1 pseudogene is annotated in these 678 nt (G+C 48.4%); it reads left to right on the top strand.

The features are described 5' to 3' along the window. Positions 1 to 647, top strand: a pseudogene (gene comA / locus GMD4S_RS12530) (peptide cleavage/export ABC transporter ComA); the annotation flags it as partial. Between the last annotated feature and the right edge of the window lie 31 nt (positions 648 to 678).

Genomic DNA, 678 nt, shown 5'->3' with positions numbered 1-678 from the left:
TCAATTTGACCATTCCGCAAGGGTCTAAGGTGGCTTTTGTGGGGATTTCAGGGTCAGGAAAGACCACCTTGGCCAAGATGATGGTTAATTTTTACGACCCAAGTCAAGGGGAGATTAGTCTGGGTGGTGTCAATCTCAATCAGATTGATAAAAAAGCCCTGCGCCAGTATATCAACTATCTGCCTCAACAGCCCTATGTCTTTAACGGAACGATTTTGGAGAATCTTCTTTTGGGAGCCAAGGAGGGGACGACTCAAGAGGATATCTTACGGGCAGTCGAATTGGCCGAGATTCGAGAGGATATCGAGCGCATGCCACTGAATTACCAGACAGAATTAACTTCGGATGGGGCTGGAATTTCAGGTGGACAACGTCAGCGAATCGCTCTGGCGCGTGCTCTCTTGACAGATGCGCCTGTCTTGATCTTGGACGAGGCGACCAGCAGTCTGGATATCTTGACAGAGAAGCGGATCGTGGATAATCTCATGACACTAGACAAGACCCTTATTTTCATCGCCCACCGCTTGACCATCGCTGAGCGGACAGAGAAGGTTGTTGTCTTGGATCAGGGCAAGATTGTCGAAGAAGGCACCCCTGCAGACTTGCTTGCACAGGATGGCTTTTATGCCCATTTGGTCAATAGCTAGAAAGAGGAGAAGATGAAACCAGAATTTTTAG

The organism is Streptococcus sp. GMD4S (genome assembly GCF_000296955.1).
The sequence above is the reverse complement of the archived record's forward strand: the minus strand, read 5'-3'. Positions and strand labels throughout refer to the sequence as shown.